18 protein-coding genes are annotated in these 19,967 nt (G+C 60.8%); 12 read left to right on the top strand and 6 right to left on the bottom strand.

Going from position 1 to position 19,967, the window contains the following annotated elements; all coding sequences use genetic code 11:
- The 7 genes from KU43P_RS11345 (at position 1) to KU43P_RS11315 (ending at position 6,533) form a co-directional block, all read left to right on the top strand.
- The gene (locus tag KU43P_RS11345) at positions 1-1,278 is read left to right on the top strand and encodes an FAD-dependent oxidoreductase (RefSeq protein WP_317663128.1); all 1,278 of its coding nucleotides are present in this window, start codon (positions 1-3) and stop codon (positions 1,276-1,278) included.
- On the top strand, positions 1,275-1,715 hold the full coding sequence (locus tag KU43P_RS11340) for a flavodoxin domain-containing protein (RefSeq protein ID WP_317663126.1): 441 nt from the start codon (positions 1,275-1,277) through the stop codon (positions 1,713-1,715). Before KU43P_RS11345 ends, KU43P_RS11340 begins: the two co-directional genes overlap by 4 nt.
- A gap of 30 nt (positions 1,716-1,745) precedes the next feature.
- A complete protein-coding gene (locus tag KU43P_RS11335; RefSeq protein WP_317663125.1) occupies positions 1,746-2,501 on the top strand; it encodes a type 1 glutamine amidotransferase in 756 nt (251 codons plus the stop codon).
- Positions 2,502-2,640: 139 nt separating this feature from the next.
- Complete coding sequence (locus KU43P_RS11330) at positions 2,641-4,014, top strand: glutamine synthetase family protein (RefSeq protein ID WP_317663123.1); 1,374 nt, start codon at positions 2,641-2,643, stop codon at positions 4,012-4,014.
- The gene (locus KU43P_RS11325) at positions 4,011-4,724 is read left to right on the top strand and encodes a substrate-binding periplasmic protein (protein ID WP_317663121.1); all 714 of its coding nucleotides are present in this window, start codon (positions 4,011-4,013) and stop codon (positions 4,722-4,724) included. Before KU43P_RS11330 ends, KU43P_RS11325 begins: the two co-directional genes overlap by 4 nt.
- A 194-nt stretch (positions 4,725-4,918) precedes the next feature.
- Positions 4,919-5,668, top strand: coding sequence for a FadR/GntR family transcriptional regulator (locus KU43P_RS11320; RefSeq protein ID WP_317663120.1), 750 nt, complete (start codon positions 4,919-4,921; stop codon positions 5,666-5,668).
- Between the two features lie 85 nt (positions 5,669-5,753).
- Positions 5,754-6,533 (top strand): cache domain-containing protein, encoded by a 780-nt coding sequence (locus tag KU43P_RS11315; protein WP_317663118.1) that lies wholly within the window; start codon positions 5,754-5,756, stop codon positions 6,531-6,533.
- A 51-nt stretch (positions 6,534-6,584) separates the two neighbouring features.
- Here KU43P_RS11315 and KU43P_RS11310 read toward each other — a convergent pair whose 3' ends face one another.
- Positions 6,585-8,093: an APC family permease gene (locus tag KU43P_RS11310; RefSeq protein ID WP_317663116.1), complete on the bottom strand. Its 1,509-nt coding sequence runs from the start codon at positions 8,091-8,093 to the stop codon at positions 6,585-6,587.
- Positions 8,094-8,506: 413 nt separating this feature from the next.
- Positions 8,507-9,709 carry an MFS transporter gene (locus KU43P_RS11305; RefSeq protein WP_317663114.1) on the bottom strand — a complete coding sequence of 401 codons (1,203 nt, stop codon included), beginning with the start codon at positions 9,707-9,709 and terminating at the stop codon, positions 8,507-8,509.
- A 351-nt stretch (positions 9,710-10,060) separates the two neighbouring features.
- Here KU43P_RS11305 and KU43P_RS11300 point away from each other — a divergent pair, with 351 nt between their 5' ends.
- The gene (locus KU43P_RS11300) at positions 10,061-10,771 is read left to right on the top strand and encodes a cache domain-containing protein (protein WP_317663112.1); all 711 of its coding nucleotides are present in this window, start codon (positions 10,061-10,063) and stop codon (positions 10,769-10,771) included.
- 77 nt (positions 10,772-10,848) lie between these two features.
- Positions 10,849-12,177 carry a methyl-accepting chemotaxis protein gene (locus tag KU43P_RS11295; protein ID WP_317663110.1) on the top strand — a complete coding sequence of 443 codons (1,329 nt, stop codon included), beginning with the start codon at positions 10,849-10,851 and terminating at the stop codon, positions 12,175-12,177.
- An 82-nt stretch (positions 12,178-12,259) separates the two neighbouring features.
- Here KU43P_RS11295 and KU43P_RS11290 read toward each other — a convergent pair whose 3' ends face one another.
- The 3 genes from KU43P_RS11290 to KU43P_RS11280 are packed head-to-tail and all read right to left on the bottom strand — an operon-like array spanning position 12,260 to position 15,670.
- A complete protein-coding gene (locus KU43P_RS11290) occupies positions 12,260-13,375 on the bottom strand; it encodes a carboxylate-amine ligase (RefSeq protein WP_317663109.1) in 1,116 nt (371 codons plus the stop codon).
- A 7-nt stretch (positions 13,376-13,382) separates the two neighbouring features.
- Positions 13,383-14,336 carry a class I SAM-dependent methyltransferase gene (locus tag KU43P_RS11285; protein WP_317663108.1) on the bottom strand — a complete coding sequence of 318 codons (954 nt, stop codon included), beginning with the start codon at positions 14,334-14,336 and terminating at the stop codon, positions 13,383-13,385.
- Positions 14,336-15,670 carry an iron-containing redox enzyme family protein gene (locus KU43P_RS11280; RefSeq protein ID WP_317663106.1) on the bottom strand — a complete coding sequence of 445 codons (1,335 nt, stop codon included), beginning with the start codon at positions 15,668-15,670 and terminating at the stop codon, positions 14,336-14,338. Before KU43P_RS11280 ends, KU43P_RS11285 begins: the two co-directional genes overlap by 1 nt.
- 169 nt (positions 15,671-15,839) lie before the next feature.
- On the opposite strand from KU43P_RS11280, the gene KU43P_RS11275 reads away from it, so the two are divergent.
- The 3 genes from KU43P_RS11275 to KU43P_RS11265 all read left to right on the top strand — a co-directional run bounded on the left by KU43P_RS11275 (position 15,840) and on the right by KU43P_RS11265 (position 18,948).
- A complete protein-coding gene (locus KU43P_RS11275; protein ID WP_317663104.1) occupies positions 15,840-16,340 on the top strand; it encodes a DUF4142 domain-containing protein in 501 nt (166 codons plus the stop codon).
- A gap of 208 nt (positions 16,341-16,548) precedes the next feature.
- The gene (locus KU43P_RS11270) at positions 16,549-18,402 is read left to right on the top strand and encodes an ABC transporter ATP-binding protein (protein ID WP_317663102.1); all 1,854 of its coding nucleotides are present in this window, start codon (positions 16,549-16,551) and stop codon (positions 18,400-18,402) included.
- 285 nt (positions 18,403-18,687) lie between these two features.
- Complete coding sequence (locus tag KU43P_RS11265; protein WP_317663100.1) at positions 18,688-18,948, top strand: hypothetical protein; 261 nt, start codon at positions 18,688-18,690, stop codon at positions 18,946-18,948.
- Between the two features lie 198 nt (positions 18,949-19,146).
- Here KU43P_RS11265 and KU43P_RS11260 read toward each other — a convergent pair whose 3' ends face one another.
- Positions 19,147-19,872 (bottom strand): hypothetical protein, encoded by a 726-nt coding sequence (locus KU43P_RS11260; RefSeq protein ID WP_317663098.1) that lies wholly within the window; start codon positions 19,870-19,872, stop codon positions 19,147-19,149.
- Between the last annotated feature and the right edge of the window lie 95 nt (positions 19,873-19,967).

Here is a 19,967-nt window from a genome sequence, read left to right as displayed (position 1 = left end):
ATGAGCGCCCCTAACATCGCCATCATCGGCTCAGGGCCGTCCGGCTGTTACATGGCCCAGGCCCTGCGCAAGCACTGGGCCGACGCCGAAATCGTGATCTTCGACCGCCTGCCTGTCCCGTACGGCCTGGTGAGGTATGGCGTAGCGCCCGACCACCCGGGCACCAAAGCCGTAACGCGCCAGTTCGAGCGCATGTTCGAACGCGATCGCATCCACTTTGTCGGCAATGCCGAGATCGGCAAGGCAATTTCGCTGGCAAACCTGCGCGCGGCCTTTGACATCGTGGTCATCGCTACGGGCCTGCATGGGGACCGGCCGCTGGCGATCCAGGGCGAGGATGCCGAGAACATCTACGGTGCCGGCCAGGTTACCCGGATGCTCAACGATCACCCCGATGAAGCCTGCTTTGCACCGGCCTTCGGCAAGTGCCCCCTAATCGTGGGCAATGGCAATGTGGCCATCGATGTGCTTCGGCTCCTGGCAAAATCTGCAGTTGATTTCCACGGATCCGAACTGTCGCCGGAGTCGCTGGCGCAACTGGCAACGCATGAAATCGACCAACTGCATATTGTGGGTCGGTCGCCCGCCGTACTGGCCAAGTTCGACACGGTCATGATCCGTGAACTGACCAAACTGCAAGACGTTCGCTTCACGATCAGCGAAGACTCAGCCTTGGGCGAGGCCACTAGCGCCGCCGAAGTTACCAAGCTTGAAGCCTTGCTCGAACTGACAGATCGCCACCGCGCCAACGCAGGTCGAGAGGTGGTATTCCATTTTGGCTGGGCACCCCACTGCGTCAGTGTTGCAGAGGGGAAAGCCACAGGCCTCGAAGTTTCCAACGGCGCCGGCGGCAAGAAGACCCTGCTCGCCAGCAGCATCATTACCGCCGTTGGTTTCCAGGAACAATGCGCCGCCGAACTGAGCAGAGCGCAAGTTGCGGGAACCCTCGTCGACATTGAAAAAGGCCTGTTGGATATCGGCCTTTATTGTGCCGGTTGGTATCGACGCGGGCCGACCGGAACAATTCCTGAAAACCGCAGCGATGCCAAGCATGTTGCAGCGTATATCGTTGCTGACTGGGCAAATAACGTTTCGACCCGAGCGGGCCTGGCCTCGATTGTTTCTTCACTGTGCAATACCGTCAGTTATGCGCACTGGCAATTGATCGACAAAGCCGAACTTGACAATGCAGCGGAAGGTAGACAACGCCGAAAGTTTCGTGACATTCCGAGCATGCTGAAATTTGCCACCCCCCTTACCTCCGGAGAACAACAATGAACTTCAAGGTCATTTACGGAACTGAAACGGGCAATGCCGAAATGGTTGCTGATGACATCGTCGAAGCCCTGAGCGATGACTGCTCGATCGAAAGTTCGGACATGTCGAAACTTTCCGTTTCCGACATCACCGCTGACACTTTCTATTTCGTGATCTGCTCCACGTACGGCGACGGCGAATTGCCACACTCTGCCCAGCCGTTTTTCCAGAGCCTGGAACAATACAAACCAGACCTTGCCGGCGTCAGGTTTGCCATCTTCGGCCTGGGCGATTCGTTCTACGCCACCTACAACAAAGGTAGCGAGATCATGGCCCAAGCATTTGCCGACCTGGGCGCCGTCCAGGTAGGCGAGCGTGGTCTTCACGATGCCAGCACCGGGGCATTGCCAGGTGACGCGGCCCTGCCCTGGGCCAAACAGGTCCTGGCCCAGCTGTGACCCCGGCAAACTGAACCTTGAAGGTGCACCATGAGCACGTCGCTGAAAATCTGTGTGATTGAAAACGGCAGAACGCCGGACGACCTGATCGATCAATTCGGCTCGTACCCTGAAATGATCTCCGCCTGGATCGGGCCCGCACTTCCTGAGGCAGTATTCACGTTCGTTTCGCCCGTCGCCGGCGAAAAGCTGCCGAAACCTTATGAATACGATGGGTACATCCTCTCGGGCTCGAAGTTCAGCACCTATGAGCGCACCCCGTGGATGCTGGCGCTGATTGTCTTCCTGCAGCAACTTCGAGCCGAGAAGATCCCGGTATTCGGGATCTGTTTCGGCCACCAGATCATGGCGGACGCATTTGGTGGTCTTACTGAAAAATGCGTGCGTGGCTGGGGGGTGGGCGCCCAACTCTACGAGTACAAGACCGAGCGCCTTCCGGCACAGTGTTCCTCGTTCATTTTCCATCAGGACCAAGTGAACAAAGTACCGCCGGAAGCCACAGTGATCGGTGGCTCACTGCATTGCCCACATGGGGTGTTCGAATACGCATTCCCTGCCCTGTCAGTCCAGTACCACCCGGAATTCAGCGCCGCGTACATCACCGCACTCGCCAGAAAGTTCCGTGGCAACTTGCTGCCGGATTCCGTGTCCGCCAGCGCATTAAGCTCAATCGACCGACTGGCGGTTGACGCTCACGGTATTGCCGAATGGGCCGCTGCGTTCTTCCGAAGTCACGTCAGATCTTTCAACCGCCATGCCAGCCTTGGTGAACCCTATGCATCATAAATAATACCTGTCGATACCCAACTGCTCAGCACGAGCAACCACAGTCACGCACTAACAACAACCGTGAGGCGAGAAGCGCACGACACCCGAGTGTTGCCGCCATTCAAGACCTCAATCAATAAGCACGAGGAATACTCAAATGACTGCTCTCGATCTGCACCGCGAGCTCAATACCAGCTCGCAGAAGTCGCAAGACTTGGCGAATAAGATAAAAGCGTCCGGCGTGGAGTATCTTTACTATCAAGTGGTCACGCTCTCCGGGCGCGTGATCGCCAAAGTAGTTCCGGCCAAACACCTTATTCGCAACCTGGAGAAGGGCGTACAATTCCACCGTACCGCCATTTCGGATTTGCAGACTTCGCGCACCGGCGAACTGTTGGGTGGCGGCGCGAACGCGGCTGAGTTCACCGCTATCCCCGATATCGATTCCTTCAATGTCCTGCCCTGGGACCGCACCATCGGCTCGTTCTATTGCCGCCTCTATGAACCCGACCACCGCGTCGGAAACGGCGGCGAGCCGTTGGCCACCGACGCACGCGGCCACCTGATCCGCAGCCACGAAGCCTTCATCAAGGAAACCGGCCTGCGCATGAAGTCGGGATGCGAACCTGAGATGACCTGGTTTGGCGACAAGCTCGAGGTCCACGTGCGCCCGGGTGCCAGCCCTGCCTACCACCTTGGCAACCTGGAGCTGATGCGCCCGATCTTCAAGAAAGTCATGGAATACGCCCAAGCCATGGGCCTGGACATGATTGAGGGTGATTACGAGGACCCGGGCCAGCTCGAACTGAACTGGATGTTCGACTCGTGCGAACTGACGGCCGACCGCCTGATGACCTATCGCCTCATCTGCCGTCAGGTCGCCAGCGAATTCGGCGTCAAGGCCAGCTTCATGCCCAAGCCAAGCACGGGCAGCATGGGCAACGGCTGCCATCACAACGTCAGCCTGTGGAGAGGCAACGAAAACGTTCTGGCAGAACCTGGCCGTCGTGAACTGCACCTGACCGAAACGGGCCTGCATGCCTTGGGCGGGATGCTCGCGCACGCGCCCGGTTCGATGATGATCATGGCGTCCACCGTGAACTCGTACAAACGATTCTGGGACATCGGTCAATTTGCCCCCAACCGTATCAACTGGGGCATGGACAACAAGACCTGCACCGTGCGCCTGTCGGCAAACGGCCGCCTCGAATACAAGCTCCCCGATGCCAGCGTCAACCCCTACCTGTCCCATACGGTCCTGCTCGCCGGCATGCTGGACGGCCTGCGCAACAAGATCGACCCCGGCGCGTCCCAGTCCAAGGACAGCTACGCCGACGACGCCAAGTCCGTGGGCATTCCCCTCACGCTGGGCGAAGCCGTTACAGCGTTCGACAAGGACGAAATTGTCCAATCGGCTTTCCCCGCCGAACTGACCCGGCTGTACCGGGAACTCAAGGCCGATGAGTGGGCCCGCTCTTGCGGCGTCGTGACTGATTGGGAACGCAAAATGTACCTGGACTACCTGCCATGACCGAATCCAACTGCACACCTGCGCGATTCCATGTGATCTGTGCCGACTTGCCTGCACCGCCGCTGTTCTGGCGAGACAAGGACGGATACCGTCACGGCTATGAGTCGGATGTTGCACGGCAGCTCTCGGAAGCCCTGAAGCTACCGTTCAAGTTCGAATATCAGAACTGGGGCGACTTCTATCCCGCGCTGGATGCCGGCAAGGGCGAAGTGATCCTGTGCGGGCAAGGTATTTCCGCCTATCGAAAGACCCTGGCGGACTTCACCGAGCCCTACGCCATCTTTGACGAGGCGGTGATGGTGCTGGCCGGGTCAGGCATCACGTCTGCTGCGGACTTGGCAGGCAAACGTGTAGGCGCCATCGACAAGAGCATCAACATGGCGCTGGCGGAAACGTTCGAAGGCTGCATTTGCGTCCCCTTTGGCGGTGACACCGATGACGTGCTGGCCGATATGGTCAATGCCCTGCGCGAAGGCAAGATCGATGCGTTTGTCGACGACGACGTTGCGCTGGTGCCACTGGCAGACGAGGCAGATCTGGAGCTCGCCTTCGTCGTCAAGACCCAGAACAAATGGGGCATGGCGGTGAAAAAGGGTAACCCTGCCTGGCTTGCGCAGGTCAATGAAGCCCTGGCCATGCTGAAATCCACCGGCAAGCTCAAAGTCACCTGGGAAAAGTGGATGCCGGCCCTGGAGTACCCATTCAGCTGACGGCTGCCCTCACCTAGCTGCCCGCGCTCACCACACGGGCGTTGTGGGCCGTTTCCTCGGAAACGGCCCTTTTTTACCTTTAAAAACTAAGGATTATCTCGTAAGGTGGGCCAATCTGGTAAATACAGACCCTCACACTTTCAGGAGGCGCGGCAGCACCCCGGCACAGAGGCCACGGTGCGCCAATGCTAAAGATGAACGACACCAGCGCCAGCACCGCTTCCTTCATGCGTTTGCGCCAAGAAGGCCGTACCGAGGAAGTCGTCCGCAGACTCATTGAAGTCATCGATCTGGGCCTGTTTGCCGAGGGCGAGCAGCTGCCGAGTGAAACCGAGCTGTCCATGCAGTTCGGCGTGGCCACCGTGACCCTTCGCGAAGCGCTGGCGCTGTTGCGCGAGCGTGGCCTTATCGAAACCCGGCGCGGCCGCAACGGCGGCAGCTTCGTTTGCCCCTATGTCGAACTACCCGCAACCCATCTGCTGAAGCGGATCCAGGACATGAGTGCCCTGGAGCTTCGTGACTTCGCCGATGAGCATTCGGCCATTTCAGGGGCTGCTGCCCGACTGGCGGCAAAACGCGCGAGCCCGGAACACCTCGATCGGCTGCAGCATTATGTCGACGCGCTGGTCACGGCCGACTCGCGTACTGAACGCCGGCGGGCCGATGCCAGGTTTCACATCGAGATTGCCGTGGCGGCTCAGTCCGTTCGCCTGACCCATGCCGAGATGAATCTCCAGACCCAGATCGGCGAACTGCTGTGGGTGGATGCTCCCAACGATCCGGTCAACACCACCGCGATCTTCAACGAGCACCAAGCCATTGCCGATGCCATCGCTGCAGGCGATTCGACGCTCGCCGGCGCTTTGGCCGAGGCACACGTAAATCGTGGAATCAAGCGCCTGATCGATATCCGGCTGGCCTTGGTTGCCAGCGAGTTGGCTTGACCTTCTGGTACAAGCCTTGCACTACAAAAAAAACAGTAGCAGTCGCGGGAAAAGGTAACCCTCACCGGCTTCCGGACTGCTGAGCATGCGTGCAGCTACACCGCGAGGCATTACGATCATGTCCATTGTCGATTTTCCATCCGACGTCGATGTTTGCGCATCTCACATCGACGCCACGATCAGCAATATCTTCCTCAAGCTTGAAACCCTGGCGTCGACCCTGGTCAAGATTTGGGAAGCCGCCGAAGCAGAAGGCCGAGCGCCTTCGTCCAAGGACCTCAGCCCGCTGCGCGTGCTCATCGATAGCTACCTGCTTGCACCGGACTCCTGCATCCAGGGCACCGGCGTGGTGCTTGAGCCCGGTGCGCTTGAAGACTCCGGCATGTACCTCGAGTGGCTGCGCGTGGCAGCGCCCAATCGTACGGCCCCCCTCACGCTGAACTTCAACCAGCGCAGCGAGAGTTTCTACAACTACCAGAACATGCCCTGGTTCAACCAGCCGAAGGCGACCAACCAGAACGTGGTAATAGGGCCCTACGTCGATCTGTATGGCGCAGACATGTACATCCTCACCTTCGCCACTCCCATCCTGGTACAGGGCCGCTTCATCGGTATCGCGGGCGCCGATATCGCTCTCAATCGATTTGAACGGCTGCTTCTGGCAGACCTGATGAAGCTGGAGAACGAAGCACTGATCGTCTCCGAGGAAGGCCGCGTCATCGCGTCGAACACAGCCAACTGGCTGGTGGGGGACATGGCTCGGCATGCCTTCAATCGCCTGGAGAATGAGTGCAAGCAAGTCGAGCTCGGCAGCTCGAGTGCACACTGGTCGCTCATTGCTCGGCCGGTCAAGCGAGCAGCTTGAAGTGCAGACAATAAAAAACGCCCCAGCGGGGCGTTTTTTTATTGCCATGGATCAAGCAATGGAGCGAGCGGCACAGGGCTGCGAGGCAACCTGGTTGACGGCGTCGGCATAGGGCGCATCGCTACGCAAATGGGGTTTGGCGATCACCATGTAAAGGAGGCCAGCACCGATGACCAGGCCGGCAGACAACAGGACGATCCAGTTGTCATACCATGCGACATCGGGTGTACGCGGCCAGCCGATGACCAGAATAGCCACCACGCCATACGCCAATGCCCCCAGATTCACCAGCATTCCCCATTTGCCAAGCCGGTACTCGCCACTGGGCACCCAGCCTTTGAGGCGCGCACGCACCGAAGCGAAGACAACCATCTGGAAGGCGATGTAGATGCCTACGGAAGAGAAAGCAATGATCTTCATCAGGGCACCGGTCGAGATCATCGAGCCGATCACCACGGCGGCGGGCACCACTGCCGAAAGCAGCAGCGCATAAGGCGGAACGAACTTTTCGTGGGAGAACTTCGAAAGCAGGCTGCTGCAGAAAATCATCCGATCACGTGCATACGCATAGACCAGGCGGCTCGCGGCAGCCTGCAGGCTCATCACGCAGGACAGGAACGAGATCAGCACCACGCCGATGACTGCCCACGCGCCGACCGGGCCGAACGCCGAGGTCAAGATGCTCGATACAGGGTCTGTATGGGTGCCGTTGATGACTGCTGCGAAATCGACCACAGACAAGGTCAGCGCGAGGCAGACGAAGGTCGCCGCAGCTCCCCCGATGTAGATGGTCCTGCGCATGGATTTGGGAATACGCCGGCCAGGGTCCGGCACTTCTTCAGCGACGTCGCCACAGGCCTCGAAGCCGTAGTACTGAAAGACGCCGATCAGGCTGGCTGCACAAAACGCGGCGAGGTAGGAGCCGTCCTTTTCAGCGCCAAAGGTGCTGAACAGCACGCTCAGGTCCTGGTGCTTATGGAACGCGATGAGGTAGATGCCCACCACCAGTGCGCCGATGATTTCAGCGAGGAAACCAATGATGGCCGCCTGGGCAAGGACCTTGGTGCCCATGAAATTGATCATCGTGGCCAGCACCAGCACGCCCAGCGCACAGACAACGGTGGATAGCACGCCTGGCTCGAACCCCAGGAAAGAGCCGATATAAGGCGCCGCACCGTAAGCCACACCTGCAATGGTGGAAAACAGTGCCATCAGGTAGACCCACCCCGTAAGCCACGCCCATTTGCGGCCATAAAGCCGGCGAGCCCAAGGGTAGACGCCACCTGCCAGCGGGTATTGCGATACGACTTCGCCGAACACCAGCGCCACAAGCAGCTGCCCGGCCCCCGCAATCAGCAAGGCCCAGATCATAGGCGGCCCGCCCAGAGCGAGTGCCATGCCGAATACAGTGTAGATGCCGACAACAGGCGAGAGGTACGTGAAACCCAGAGCGAAGTTGGCCCAGAGGCTCATGTCCCGCCGAAATTCAGACTTGTATCCCAGTGACTCCAAGCGCGCGGCATCGTCACCGCTCGCTGACTCAACATGGTTGTTCATCATGCTACCTCGTAATTATTTTGCAGTTGGCAGTTACATGAAAACGCAGCCATCCCAAGCCCCTTCACAGTCTGAGCCTCCCGCTCGACCATTCTAGAAATACCCCCTAATACATATGAAGTCAAAGGAAATATCTCTATACTTTTCGGGGTTCCGTTCTTTTTCCAGGCGACCACCAAACGCCTACGTCGAAGGCCATTGAATAACCATCAACCAATTGAAAAATATGAATAAATACGGAGCTAGCGACATGGGACCAGAACAGCAGCCGAGCGCTATTGCCTTACGCCATGAACCTGATTTCTGGTCGACAGCGATCAGCGTCCTGATTGGCGTGCTCGCGGTGCGCGCGCTAGCGGTATGAAACGGCCGCCTTGCCGCCGCCGTAGTCGGGCGGCAGCAAGGCCAGGGCCTGGTCAGCTGGCCGCAAGCAACTGGGGAGTGAAGGCTTGGCGCCGCGAGATGCCAAGCGGAACGCAGACCGCGATCAACGTCGCCAGAACCCCTATGCCGATGCCCCAGCCAACCAGCGGGAAGCCTCCTCGATCAGCGAGAAAACCGCTGAGCATGGGCCCTACTGCTATACCCAACGTCAGGAACGATCCCGCTGCTGCAGCGACCCTGCCTTGCTTGTCCAGCGATGCGGCCAAGCCTGTGAGATAAGCCAAGGCATAGAAGTAGGTGGTGGAGATGAGCATCACCGAGATCGTGTAGATGATCTGCGAGTGCTCGCCCATCACGTAGCCAATGCCGACGGCGCCAGACGACAACACACCGATGAGCACAGGCAGGCATATTCCGAAGCGGCGCCCACATATCGATGCGATCAGGGGCCCGGAAAGCCCCAGCAGCGACTGCAAGGCAAAAAGGCGGCCCAGTTCGTCACCGCTGTAACCCACCCGCACGCCGACCTGCTCCACGAAGGCCCAGCCCATCGTGTCTCTCATCGAGAACAGGAACATCGCAGCCATCATGAAAAGGGCCGGCATGGAAACCAGCCTCTGTGAGCTCGCCCCGAAGGCGCTGCCAGTGTCTGGCGAGGCGCACTCAACACGCTGTTGCGGCATCAGCGCGATCAGCCCGAGCATCACCAGCGTCGTGGCTGCAATCGCCAGGTACAGGCCCTTGAGGCCAAAGCTGCCCATCACGCGGGCGTAGGCGATCATCACGATGGCCATCAGCGCAACGAACAGTACATTCATTTGCCCCGCCGCCCGGTCTGGATCCCGGGCGCCTGCAATAGACGCGTTGCCGCAGGAAAGGCAGATGCCTGCGCCGATGCCGGCTAGGCAGCGCGCGGCAACCAAGGTTTGGATATCCGACACCTGTGCAGAAACGCCGTTGGCAATCGTCACCAGTGCAGCCCCCAGCAGCGCCATGGTACGGCGCGGCGCCCGCCCCATGACCGGAGCCAGGGCCAGCGATGCGACCATCGTCACAACGAATTCGGCTGACATGAGCATGCCGGCTTGTGCGGCATCCAGGCCCAGGTCGTTCATGATTGCGCTTATGAGGTATGGCAGCGCCAACAACGCAATGAGGCCTACCCCGTAGGCGGATGCGAATGAAGACACCACCAGGCCCCAGTTTTCAGGGATTAGCACATGCTGCTTTTTCATCAGTTCAAGGATCCTGTGCATAGCAAGGTTACCGCGATGGGTGCGGCTACCTAGCCTCAGCACAGATCATGCCATTATACATATGATCTTATATCTTTGATCTTGAGCCCTCCCCGACCCGGTGCCCCTCCCCACACTGCTCCGCCATGGGGCGAGAATTCACAGCATGCTTCGTTTTGTAACAGCGGGTAACGCCGGGAATACATGCGTTATCGAGTACCGAGCCGATCTCCCTCCACCCGCTTGTCACGATGAAGGCCTGCAACGAACCGCATCGCCGTAAGGAGATGACGCATAACAAAACATATATGTATAGTTTTAATATCTAAGAACAAGACCTGGAGACTGCCAATGCTGCTCAACCGTCTAACGATTCGCTGGAAACTCACGCTACTGGCTGGCGTCAGCCTGGTCGTCATCGTGAGCATCCTCGTCACCATGTCAGTCCATCTGCTGCGTGATACCTCCGTCTTGGTCACTGGGACGGCGTCACAGATGCTTGACGTCGCCGCCAGGCATCAGCTTGATACCCAGCTGCAAGTCCAGAGCGCAGCGCTGAGGAAACGGTTCCAGAAGGCGGTGGACCTGGGCGCCGGCTTTGCGCTTCAGGCGTCGGGCTTCAAGTCGTTTGCCGATGCCCAGCACCTGCCCGCCGCCGTAGCTCGGGATCAGTTGAACCGGGACATATTCAGGGCGGTAGAGGCCAATCGAGATGTACTGGGCCTATTCGTCGCCTTTGAACCTGATGCTTTTGACGGGCGCGATGCTGGATTCATCAATCAAGCTGCGCTGGGGAGCAACGATGCGGGCCGGTTCTCCGTGTACTGGGCGCGCAGTGCCAAGGGCCTTGAACAGCAGATCCTGACGGAGGCTGCCATCGCAGACGCCACGCCCAATGCCAGCGCAATGGCAAACAATGCCTGGTACCGATGCCCTGTCGACCAAGGCCGCGCTTGTGCGTTCGACCCCTATGTTTTCGAACTCGACGGCCATCAGGTGCTGATGACCAGCGTGGCGTTTCCCATCACCCTGCAGGGCCGTACGATCGGGTCGTTGCGGTAGACCTGGCGCTGGACGCGCTTCAGGCGTCGGTCACCAAGGCAGGCGCCCTCCTCTACGACGGCAACAGCCGCATCAGCATGATCAGCCCCAACGGCATCATCGCCTCGGACAGCCAACAGCCCGAACACTTGGGCCAGCGCAGCAGCGCAACGCCTCGCTCGGCTGCCGTGGAGTCCGTTCAAATCACCGAAGCTGGGCACTCGCTTCGCGCTACACAGGCTACGGTCGTGCTGGCAGGGGCCGAACCCTGGCAGATCTCCATCGAGGTGCCCCTGGCGGTGATGCGCCAACCGGCAATCCAGCTCGGTAGCGTGCTTGAGTCACAGCGCCTGAGCAGTACCGCATGGCTCATCGGCGCTGGAGTGCTCATGGCAACATTGGGTTTGTTGGCCATGTGGTTCACGGCAAGCACCGTGAGCCTGCCCATCGTCAAACTCAGTGAGATGCTCAGAGACTTTGCCTCGGGCGAAGGCGACCTGACTCGGCGGTTGAAGTGCGCAACCCACGATGAACTGGGCACGCTGGCAAACTGGTTCAATCGATTTCTCGACAAGCTGCAACCTGTGATCCATGAGGCCAAGGCAGCCACGGCGCGTGCCAAAGGAGCGGCGTCGGAATCAGCGAAGCTCTCCGAGCAAACCCATGCAAAGATGGAAGAGCAGTTTCGCGAGATCGAGCAGTTGGCAACGGCTTCTCAAGAGATGAGCGCCACGGCCCATGGCGTGGCTGCGTCTGCTGCACATGCTGCGCAGGCCGCCCATGGAGCAGAGGTGGCAACGCGTGATGGCCTCGCCGTGATCGACGATGCCTCGGGTGCCATGAACCGATTGAGCATCGACATGGACGAGTCCAAAGCGCTGATTGAACGGCTGGCCGCCAACAGTGAAGAGATAGGTTCGGTGCTCGATGTCATTCGCGCCATTGCTGATCAAACCAATCTGCTGGCCTTGAATGCAGCGATCGAGGCGGCACGTGCAGGCGAGGCAGGCCGAGGGTTTGCAGTCGTTGCCGATGAGGTGAGGAACCTGGCCCGCAGGACCCAGGACTCCGTATCCGAAATCAGGCACGTGATCGAAACCTTGCAGGCAGGCACTCAGGATGTGGTGGCTTCAATGGAGCAGAATCGCCATTCAGCCCAGGGCAGCGTGGCTCAGGTTGCCCAAGCCACGCAGCGGCTGAAACAGATCAGTGACGCAGTCAGTGTCATTCATGACATGAACATGCAGATAGCCAGTGCTGCGGAAGAACAGAGTGCCGTTTCAGAAGAGGTCAACCGCAACATCACCGGCATCAAGGCGATTACTCAAGGGCTTGCAACCCAGGCACACAGCGCCGCGCAGGTAGGTAAGGAGCTTGACCAGACGGCCGATCTTCAGCAAGCGCTGATGGCGCAATTCAAGGCGTGAGGCAAACTGGTCTGCGCACATGGCAACAGCTCTGCCGGTGATCGCAGGCAAGCCCGCTCCTACAGGTGCAGTGCAACGCCAGCTAATCTCTCGCCTCTCGCAACACCTGCAGAACCACCGCCCGCAACATCCCGCGCAAGTCGCAACCTTGCGCACGGGCCTGCTCGAAAACTGCCAACTGACGCTCGGCGCTGGTCCCTTCACTCACGATGCGTGCGGCGTGCCTGAACGACCGCTCGGCATCCACGGTCACCGCCGGCACCAGTGCTTCCAACTGCGCCAGCCACCCCGCAGCGCTCACCGGTTGCTCGTCACGCACCCCGATGAACGTCCCCTGCCGCCCATACCGACAAGCCCGCCAGTAGTTCTCCTGAGTGACCCAGCGCAGCTCCCGATTCATCCGCCGCACACCAGGTCGGCTCTGCAATTCATGCTCGACCAGATGCCGAAACAACCCCGCAATGGCCAAGCCGTCCTCCAGCCGCGGGCACGCATCGCAAATGCGCAGTTCCACCGTTGGAAACCGCCGCGACGGCCGCAGTGCCCACCAGAAATCACCTTGCGCATCCAACGCGCCGGTGCGCTGCAGCAGGGCGCGATAGCGCAGGTAGGCAGTCCAATCCGGCAGCGCTTCAGGCAGCCCCATGTGCGGCCACTCGCCACACACCACCCGGCGATAGCTCCGGTAGCCGGTAACCTGGCCGCACCACATGGGCGACGAGGTGCTGAGCACCAGGAACAGCGGCAGCCAGTACAGCAGGCGATTGATCAGTTGCATGCGGTCGTACCCGGCGGGCACGCCGACGTGCACATGCAACCCCGACAACAGGCTGCGCCGGGCTACCGCCTGGTAGTCGTCGAACAGCTGTCGGTAGTGGGGCGTGCGGCGTGGCTGCTGGCGGCGCCACTGGGCGCCGGGGTGGCTGGCGGCGCAATACAGGCCCAGCCCTTGCTCGGCCAGGGCGCAGTTGAGGCGCTGACGGTATTGAGTGAAGAAGCTGCGCGCCTGGTGAAGGTTGTCGAATATCGGGGAGACGAGTTCGATCTGGCTGCAGAACATCTCTTCGGCATGATGCTCGCCCATTACCTCCCTGCAACAACGTGCCACAGCTCTGGACGGCCTGGCCTGGACCTGGCCGCTGGCAAGGTCGACCAGCAGGTATTCTTCCTCGATACCGAACGTGCAGGCTGCGGCCATGGCCCGCTCAGCCGTTGCGGGTCAAGGTCAAGGCGACGGCGGCGATGCGTTCGACCTGCTCATAGCCAGGCTCCAGCAGTTGCTCGCCAAACACATCGGGGTCCACCTCACGGTAGGCCCAGCTGAAGTCCGATCCATGCAAACGCTGGTGCACCGTTTCAAGCAAGGTATCGCGGCCTTCGACGACGGCGACGCCACTGTACAACAGCAAGGTGCCGCCCACCGCCAGGCGCTCGCACGCCTGCTCGACGATGCGCAATGACAGCTCCGCACCCAAGGGGCCGCCGCCATGCCGATAGGTACGCCTGCCGGCATCGAGCATATACGGTGGATTGGCCACGATCAGGTCGAACGTGCCGGTGATGCCGGCCAGCAGATCGCTGGGTTCCACCGACACATTGGCTATTGCCGCCAGCACCGCATTGATGGCGGTATAACGCAGGGCCATGGGGTTGATGTCCACCGCGCTGACCTGCGCGTGGGGTGCTGCCCGGGCGACCAGCAGCGCACCGATCCCGCTGCCGCAGCCGATGTCCACAGCGTGCTGCACAGGGTGCGGGCGATGCTGCAGATGGTCGCGGATCACTTGGGCGAAACGGTAGCTGTCGGGGCCGAAAAATACAGCGTCGGGGCTGTCGGTCGGCCAGGCCGAATGCACCAGCAACAGGTCGTCGAGGCTCGACCAGCGCACCGTGCTGCGCAGCAGATCGCCCTCCTCCCTGAGCACGCCGGCGCAGGTCAGTTGCTGCAGTTCATCGGCGCTGATCAATGCGGGCGAGAATGGCCGGCTCCAGCCAAACACACCACGCAGATCGTGAGCCTGTTTCGCCTCCAGCCTGGCATTGACTCGCCCTTGGGTGGCGGGTGTCACGCAGGTAAAGCGATAACCATCAGCCTGCAGGCGGCGGCCCAGTTGCAACAGCGCGTGGTCGGCCTGGGCCTGCTGTTGGTCGAGCAACATCAGTGCGGTCCTCCCTGTGCCAGGCCGGTGGCGCGGATGTAATCGCGGGTGGCGCGCAGGCCTTCCGGCTGCGCATGACGGCCGGCCGCCATCAGGTCGATCAGGCGTTCGACGCCAGGCAAGCCTTGCGCCGGGTCGTGCGCCGGCGCCAGCGACAGTTCCTTTTCCCACTGCCCCGGCGCCACGCGCCGATAGGTCACACCCTGCCAGTCGTTGGCGATCCAGTCGTACCAGAGCTGTTTCTCGTAAGCACTGAACACGCCGAACATGGCGGCAACCGGGCCGTCTATCAAAGTCCAGAACCGACTGTGCTGCGGGTCTTCACCCCGGCGTACCCAGCGCTGAGCTTCCAGGGCACGCAAAAAGCCCGGCATCGCCGCAGGTTCAGCGAGCCACTGGTTGATGGTGCGGCCTTGCAGCAGGCAGTGATCGCCATGCATGCACTGGCCGAACACCCGTTTACGCTCCAGCGCTGCTGCCAGCTCGGCCTGCAGATCAAAGCCTGCAATCAGCGACGGTGTATCGATGCCCAGATCGTTCAGGCGATAGCCCTGCCTGACACGGCCATAGAACGCTTGCGCATCTTGCGTCGGCATCAGCAGGCGCAGGCTGTCCAGCGAACGGCGGGCGTGGCCGCTGGCGGCATTGTCGATGGTGACATGCAGCCGGAAGTAATGGGCATCGATGCCCAGTTCGGCCAGCTCGTGAGTAGTGATCAACAGGTGCAACGGAGGTTGCTCGTAGCCCAGGTTGTAACCGATCAGCTCGGGCAGAAAATCCTCGCCATGTTCGCCGAGCGCCAGTTGCAGCGCGCCTTGCAGATACCTCGCAGGGTCCAGCGGCATCACTTGGGTGCAACCGAGACGGCCAAGCAGGCGTTGGTAGATCAGCACATGATTGCAGCGCGGGTCGCCATCGCCGAGTTCTTCGAGAAAGGTGCGGATCAGGCCATGGAACCGTGGGTCGCGCCAATGTCGCAGGGTGGCATGTAGCCAGGCACCGTCCACCCGTTTGGTCGGCGCAACCTGTTGAAGAAACCACAAGGCTTGAGCGCGATTGGCAAAGTAACGGCGCGGCCCGCCATCCGCACGTCGCCTTAGGTAGGCCGCGTGTTCCTGGGCCACCTGGGTGGCATGGGCATGGGCCCACAGCGCAAGCCCGGCGGGCGTGTCGGGCAGGTCGTCCGCCATGGCTTCGGTGCGGCGCAACTGCCACGCCAGCCACTCGCGGCCCCCTGGGTAGGGGCCTTGCAGCATGGCCTGGTAGCGCGTTTGTGGGTCATCGACCGCCAATTGCGCCAGTTGCCGTGTGGTTACAGGGCTGATCACCGTCATGGGCACCTCCACAGTGACTACAGCGTGTGAGTGCGGCAACCGGCAGGGATTCGATTTACCTGGGCAACGAGGGGACCAGCGGTGCTGCCTGCAGAAAAATTAAACCTTTGCCGGCCAGGGCCGCTCAACCGATTGCGACATCGAAGTCGCGCCCCTTAAGGAGTGAAAGATGAGCAATCCATTTTTCAAGTTCGCCGGCGTTTCGTTGTTGGCAAGCATGGCTTCATTCAACGTGATGGCCGCCAGCTCCAATGATTTCGTCGATGCCGCAACCGAGGCCGGAATCGCCGAGGTGGTGACCAGCAACCTGGCCATGGAGAAATCCCAGGACGCTGGCATCAAGACATTCGCCCAGCAGATGGTCACCGACCACACCAAGGCCAACCAAAAACTCGGTGATATCGCCCGTTCGCTGGACATCAGCGTGCCCGATGACGCGGCCCTGACCGACAAGGTCAAGAAGATGATCCTTGAATGGCGTGACGAGTCGTTCGACAAGTCCTACGTCAACAACCAGGTCGATGCCCACGAAAAAGCGGTGGAGCTGTTCAGGAAGGAAGCGGCGTCTTCCGACAAGGCTGAGCTCAAAGCCTTTGCCAGCGATGCCTTGCCAACCCTGGAGCACCACCTGGAGCAGGCCAAGGCGCTGCAGGCCAAGCACGGCAAATAAGTATGAGATCGGGGGCGGCTTTGCGGCCCGATCGCCGGCAAGCCGGCTCCTACAGGATCAGCGCAATACTCGAATGCGCTGCTGTACCTGTGGGAGCCGGCTTGCCGGCGATTGGGCTACGCAGCAGCCCCCCATGAACGTGTTGTATGGTTAGCTGATCAGCGCATCGTGTCACCCATGCGCGAACTTGATCATTAGGAGCTTCACCATGCTGCGTGTGTTCGAACGATGGCTCGACCCCTTTCCGCCCGACGAGGCCCCACCGCCCCCGGTCGGGCTGCTGCGCTTCATGTGGGCCTGCACCCGCGGTGCCCGTGGCTACATCCTGGCTTTGGCGCTGTTCAGCGCCGGTGTATCGATCTACGAAGCCTGGCTGTTCTCCTTCCTGGGCAAGGTCGTCGACCTGCTTTCCACCTGGCAGTCGGGTGGCGCGGCCAGTGGCGAGGAAGCCCGCGTGCTGTGGGGCATCGGCTTGGTGCTGCTGGCGAGTATCGGCCTGGTGGCGCTACGCACCCTGATGCAACACCAGGTACTGGCGATCAACCTGCCGCTGCGGCTGCGCTGGGACTTTCACCGGCTGATGCTGCGCCAGAGCCTGTCGTTCTTCTCCGACGAATTTTCCGGGCGGGTCACCACCAAAGTGATGCAGACCGCGCTGGCGGTGCGTGAGGTGCTGTTCACGATCATCGAGATTGTCCCCGGCATCGGCGTGTACTTCATCGCGATCATCGCCCTGGCCGGGGGCTTTGCCCTGAAACTGATGCTGCCGTTCATTGCCTGGCTCGCACTGTTCGGCCTGGCCATGCTGTATTTCGTACCGCGCCTGGGCCGGGTCGGCCAGGAGCAGGCCCACGCCCGTTCTTCGATGACCGGGCGCATCTCCGATGCCTACACCAACATCACCACCGTGAAGCTGTTCTCGCACTCCAAACGCGAGGCGCATTTCGCCCGGGCGGCAATGGAAGACTTCAAGCAGACCGGCTTTCGCCAGATGCGCCTGGTCAGCCAGTTCGAGATCGTCAACCAGGCGCTGGTGGTCGGCCTGATCCTGGGCGCCGGCGGCTATGCCCTGTGGCTGTGGCACCAGGGCGAGGTCGGCACTGGCGCGGTGGCGGCGATCACCGCCATGGCCCTGCGCATCAATGGCATGTCGCACTGGATCATGTGGCAGATGACCTCGCTGTTCGAGAATATCGGCACCGTGCAGGACGGCATGGCCACCCTCACCCGCGGCCCAAAGGTGCAGGATGCGCTGGATGCCGGGGTGCTGGTGACCTGCGGCGGCGCGGTGAGCTTCGACAACGTCAGCTTCAACTACAACGGCGAGCGCCAGGTGCTCGATGGCCTGAGCCTGCACATCCGCCCCGGCGAAAAGGTCGGCCTGGTGGGCCGTTCCGGTGCGGGCAAGTCCACCCTGATCAACCTGCTGCTGCGCTTCTACGACGTCGACAGCGGCACCATCCGCATCGATGGGCAGAACGTCGCCAAGGTCACCCAGGACAGCCTGCGCAGCGCCATCGGCATGGTCACCCAGGATACCTCCCTACTGCACCGCTCCATCCGCGACAACATCGCCTACGGCCGCCCGGAGGCAACCGACGCGCAAATCCGCAGGGCCGCAGTCAATGCCCAGGCCGATGGTTTCATCCAGCAACTCAGCGACCGCCAGGGCCGCAGCGGCTACGACACTCTGGTGGGCGAGCGCGGCATCAAGCTGTCCGGCGGCCAGCGCCAACGCATCGCCATTGCCCGAGTGATGCTCAAGAATGCACCGATCCTGCTGCTGGACGAGGCCACCAGCGCCCTGGATTCGGAAGTCGAAGTGGCCATCCAGGAAAGCCTCGACGAGATGATGCAGGGCAAGACCGTGATCGCCATCGCCCATCGCCTGTCCACCATCGCGGCCATGGACCGGCTGATCGTCATGGACGAAGGGCGTATCATCGAGCAAGGCACGCACAGCGAACTGCTCGCCAGCAACGGCACTTATGCGCGGCTGTGGCAGCACCAGAGCGGGGGCTTTCTGGGTGAGGATCAAGGGTTGGCAGAAGCGATGGAGTAGGCCTGTGCGAGGGCTTTGCCCTCAATCGCCGGCAAGCCGACTCCCACAGGTACAGCGCAGGTCCAACGATTTGATGTACTCCCGTGGGAGTTGGCTTGCCAGCGATGAGGCCGGCACTGACAACAGGCGCTGGATCAGTATCGCGCTCGGCCCAATGCACTCGTCATCGCTGGCAACGATGTCCAAGGTTGGCAACCGATACGTCGATATGCAGCAATCGTTTTTCTTGGCATGTGGCTATACGCGATCGGGTCACTTGTCACATTGCCGTGCAAGATCGTCGGCATGAAGCGGCGATCCGAGGACATCCGGACCTTTCTGACGCGGCGGCGACTGCTCTTTCTTGGCGGGCTCTACCTGATCACTGCACCGTTGGTTGGACTGGCCATCTTCGCCATCAGTGGCGCCGGGATAGGCGGCAGCAACGCGTCGGGCGTGTCCGATACGCTTGTGGTTCTTGGCTGGCTGAATCGAGGGACGTTCCTGGTGGCCGGCTGCTTTGCCTTGGGCGGCGCCTGCCTGTGGCGTCGCGGACAACTCAAGTGAGTGAGATCATCTAGCCGAGCAACATGACCGGCTCTCGACGGGAATCATGGACGTCCTTGTGATCCAGCGACTGTTGTCAGTGCCGACCTCATCGCTGGCAAGCCAGCTCCCACAGAAGTACCGCACATCTTCGGACCTGCGCTGTTCCTGTGGGAGCCGCGCTTGCCGGCGATGCGTTGCCGCCCCCACCCGCGAGGGCTAGCTGGAGGCAGTCTGACCCCGTGTCGTCGACCAGGCCTGCGCTGCTTCATCGTCAAACGCCGTCGAATGTTCCAGGTCCCAGGCCGCCATGTCCAGGTAGCGTTTTATCCAGGCCTTCTGGTACGCCCCGCTGTAGATGCCATCGAGCACCAGCCAGTAGATGAACAAGGCGGCAACACCCAACATCACCACCGCCGCGCCCTGGCTGGTGAACACAGCCTGGTTCTTGATGAGTTCGGTACTGATGGCAATCATGAAGGCGACCAGCGACGCAAAGCCGATGTTCTGCGACACCGGCGGCCTTGGGGGCTTGCCGATAAGGTCCGAATACGCCGACAGTTCGCGCGCCTTCGCCGCTGTGTATCCCTGCTTGCGCAGGTTCTCCAGGAAAAAGCTGTAGCAGAGGGTGCTTTCCCGGTGGTGAATGGACTGCCGGTCGATCACATGGTCTGCGAATGCCTGCGCATGCATCGTTCGCAGCCCCTTGAGGCGCGTCAGGTAAAGCGCAAGCCCCCAGGGCAGAAACGCCATGCAGGCATAGGGCAGCAAGGCCGGCCTGGCCATGGCCCACAGCACAAAGGCGATCAGCATCAGCGTTGAGGCGAAGCCTGCCCACATCGGCCACAACCTGCGGGCATTGGCCCGGTTGAACAATCGTTTGTTCGGTTGCCGACGGCTGCGTTTGTAGATTTCCTGGACCTCTGCCCACTCTGCCAGTTTCATGATCGACTCATTCCCTCGAGCGCTGTTAAGTGACAGCCTTGAGCCTGAGCGAAACGACCAGAGCCCGTCAACGTCACAGGTCAATGGACTGTCAT

Source organism: Pseudomonas sp. KU43P (assembly GCF_033095865.1).
Taxonomy (GTDB): domain Bacteria; phylum Pseudomonadota; class Gammaproteobacteria; order Pseudomonadales; family Pseudomonadaceae; genus Aquipseudomonas.
This window is presented reverse-complemented; position numbering and strand designations above follow the sequence as displayed.